Below are 3429 nucleotides of genomic sequence, written 5' to 3' on the forward strand. Positions count from 1 at the left end.
CACCGCGCTGGACCGCACGACCGCCAGCACCCGACGCCCCTCACGGCGAGCATCCGACAACCGCTGCACCACCAGCATGCCGGCGCCCTCGGACCACCCCGTGCCATCAGCGGCGTCAGCGAACGCCTTGCACCGCCCGTCGGCTGAAAGCCCGCCCTGCAAGGAGAACGCGATGAACGTGCCGGGGGTCGCCATCACCGTCACACCGCCGACCAGCGCCATCGGACACTCCCCCGACCGCAGCGCCTGCGCGGCCAGGTGCAGCGCCACCAGCGACGACGAGCACGCCGTATCGACCGTCACCGCGGGGCCCTGCAGACCCAGCACGTAGGCGATGCGCCCGGACACCACACTCTGCGAGCCTCCGGTGATCAGATGACCGCCCACGTCATCCGTCGACCGGATGGCCACCTCGCTGTACCCCGACTGGAAGGCGCCGGTGAAGACCCCAACCGGGTTACCCGCAAGCGACGTGGGATCGATCCCAGCGTGCTCGAGCGCTTCCCACGATGTCTCCAGCAGCAGCCGCTGCTGCGGATCGGTCGCCACCGCCTCACGCGGAGAGATCCCGAAGAACCCGGCGTCGAAATCCCCGGCACCCTGCAAGAAGCCGCCCTCGGCCGTGACCGAGTTGCCCGCCCCGGAGCCGAGCAGCTCGTCCAGGTCCCAGCCGCGGTCGGCGGGGAAGCCCGAGACCGCGTCCCGGCCCTCGGCCACCAGGTCCCACAGCTCGTCGGGGCTGGAGACACCGCCCGGGTAGCGGCATGCCATGCCGACGATGACGATCGGGTCGTCGGTCACCGACACCACCGGCGGCAGGCTCATGTCCTGGACACGGCTGTCGCCGCTACTGCCGCTGTTACCGAGAAGACCGGCCAGGTAGTCGGCCAGCTCGACGATCGTGGGGTAGTCGAAAATCAGGGTGGCGGGCAGTCTCAGTCCCGTCACGGTCGCGAGCCGGTTGCGCAGCTCGACGGCTGTCAGGGAGTCGAACCCGAGTTCCTTGAGCGCCTGGCCGGTGTCGATCCGTGCGGGAGAACTGTGTCCCAGCACCGCGGCGGCGTGCCCGCGGACCAGGTCCAGCAGGAAGCGAGGACGCTCTTCTGCCGGTGTTGTCGCCCAGCGCTGGGCGAAGCCGTTCGGATTCTCGCGGTCGACCCCAGCCACCGGACGGACGACACCAGTGGTGACGAGCGACCGCATCATCGGCGGAAGACCGCCCCGGTCCCGCATTGCCGCCGCGTCCAGCCGGGTCAGGCCCAGCACCGGCACATCGGCATGCCAGGCACGGTCGAACAGTTCCAGTCCCTGTTCCACCGACAACGGCGGCATGCCCGAGCTGGTCATCCGCTGGAGGTCGGCGTCAGACAGCGTGCCGGTCAGCCCGACCTCGGAGGTCCACGCACCCCAAGCCAGCGACACCCCGGGCAGACCCGACTGCCTGCGCCACTGCACCAGAGCATCCAGGAACACATTGGCCGCCGCGTAGTTGCCCTGACCCGGACTGCCGAGCATTCCGGCCAGCGACGAGAAGACGACGAACAGGGACAGGTCCATGTCCCGCGTCAGCTCATGGAGGTGCCAGACGGCGTCCACCTTGGGCGCCAGCACCCGGCTCACCCGCTCACCGGTCAGCGAGCCGACGACCCCGTCGTCCAGCACACCAGCGGTGTGCACGACGCCTGTCAGGGGGTGCTCCACGGGCACAGCCGCCAGCACCCCGGCCAGGGCGTCCCGATCAGAGACGTCACAGGCCACGACTGTGACCTGTGCCCCCAGCTCGGCCAACTCCTGGACCAGGTCCTGGGCGCCTTCGGCCCCCTGACCGCTGCGGCTGGCCAGCAGCAGGTGCCGTACACCATGGGAACGCACCAGGTGCCGGGCCACCAAGCCGCCCAGGCCACCGGTGCCACCGGTGATCAGCACAGTGCCGTCCACCGCGCCGACCTCGGCGGTGGGTGTGTACCGGGTCAAGCGGGGAGCGCGCACCGTGCCGCCCCTAAGGGCGAGCTGTGGCTCACCGATCATGAGAGCGCGGGCAAGAGCTGTGAGGTCGAGGTCGGCATCGGACTCCACGTCGACCAGAGTGATTCGGTCCGGGTTCTCCGACTGCGCCGAGCGGACCAAGCCCCACACCGCTGCGCCGGGCAGGTCGAGCACCGGGTCGCTCTCACCGGTGCCGACGGCCGACCGGGTGAGAACGACCAGCCGTGTCCCGTCGAACCGCTGCTCGCTCAGCCAGCGCTGCATCTGCTCCAGCACCCACGCCGTAACGTGATGCGTCGGCTCCACGACCGGGCCGTCGAAGTGGTGGGGTACGGCCAGCACGACGCACCGAGGCTTCGACGAACCGCTCTCCACAGCCTTGGCCAAGCTGTACAAGTCGGCGTGGTCGGCTTGGTCCGCATTCGGCCCCACGACGACCCAGCCGTCGGTCTCGCGCGGGTCCAGTGCGCTGCCTGCGTCCACATCGGACCACTCTGGCGCGAGCACAGCCGTATTATTCTGCGGCGCTGTGGCGAATTCACCGTCACTCAGAGGACGGGTCGCCAACGAACCGATCGACAGCACCGGCGCTCCCGTGCTGTCAGCCACCTCAACACTGAACTCCTCCGAGCCGGTACGGTCCAGGCGCACGCGCACCTGGGTCGCACCCGTGGCCCGCAGCACGACATCGCTGAACATGAACGGTACGCGCGCGGCCCCCATCGGCCCCTGATCCGCGAATATCGCCGCGTGCAGCACGGCGTCAAGCAGCGCCGGGTGGATACCGAACGCTCCCGCTTGCGCCCACTGCGCCTCGGGCAACTCGACCTCGGCCCATACCCGCTCGCCCTGCGTCCAGGCCTTCGTCAGCCCCTGGAACACCGGGCCGTAGACCACACCCATGTCAGCGCCGATGTCATAGATCCCTGAGGTGTCGGCCACCGCCGCTTCCGCGGGCGGCCACGACGAAAGCGGCCGCTGAAGAGGTCCATCCGTGTTCGCTCCGCTGGTCAGGGCGCCGGTGGCGTGCCGGGTCCAGGTCTCGCTGCCCTCCGGGCGAGCGTGGATGACCAGGACCCAACGGTCCTGGGCCTGCTCGGTGAGCTGCACCTGGATCTGGCATCCGCCCTGGGCCGGGATGACCAGCGGCGCCTCCAGCACCAGTTCGTCCATCCGGTCACAGCCCACCGCGTCGCCGGCGCGGACGGCCAGCTCGACAAACCCGGTGCCGGGGAAGACCACCGTTCCGTGGACCACGTGGTCGGCTAGCCAGGGGTGCGTCCGCAGCGACACCCGCCCCGTGAACACCAGCCCGCCCGATTCCGGCAGCCTGACCACCGCACCCAGCAGCGGGTGCTGGGCCGGCTCCAGTCCCGCCCCCACCACGTCACCCGTCCCGACGGCCGCCTCGGGCCAGTACCGCCGGCGCTGGAACGGATATGT

Annotated in this window: 1 protein-coding gene; it reads right to left on the reverse strand. The window is 70.1% G+C overall.

The genetic code is table 11. The annotated features are described in order from the left end of the window. Positions 1-3372: type I polyketide synthase (locus tag ACP4J0_RS38245; protein WP_426604022.1), on the reverse strand; the 3372-nt coding region annotated here is incomplete at its 3' end. Between the last annotated feature and the right edge of the window lie 57 nt (positions 3373-3429).

The organism is Streptomyces sp. WG7, from assembly GCF_049975785.1.
In the GTDB taxonomy this organism is placed as follows: Bacteria; Actinomycetota; Actinomycetes; order Streptomycetales; family Streptomycetaceae; genus Streptomyces.